Below are 311 nucleotides of genomic sequence, written 5' to 3' on the forward strand. Positions count from 1 at the left end.
GAATACATGTCCGATCCCGTGCCCGCGATCACGCGGCAGGTGAACGTCGATGCGTTGAATTCGTGCTCGGCGTACAGAATGAGCGATGCATGCATCGCATCGACCCATGATTTCGATGGCTCGACGCCATGCAGCAAATGCAGGAAATGCCCGCCGATGGAATCGTCATCGGTCTCGGTCTCGATGCGCCGGCCGTTATGCGAATAGTGATACCAGTACAGCAGAATCGATCCCAGCGATGCCATCAGGCGGTCGGCGATATCCTTCGCGCCCGCGACGTTGTGATCGTCCTTCTCGGGCAACAAGGTGCC

At 58.2% G+C, this 311-nt stretch carries 1 protein-coding gene; it reads right to left on the bottom strand.

Features of this window, described 5'->3' with window-relative positions; translation table 11 throughout:
• Window positions 1–311: citrate/2-methylcitrate synthase (locus ACRXB1_RS37550; protein WP_449494960.1), on the bottom strand; the 311-nt coding region annotated here is incomplete at both ends.

The sequence above is a fragment of the Caballeronia sp. M23-90 genome, from assembly GCF_053574605.1.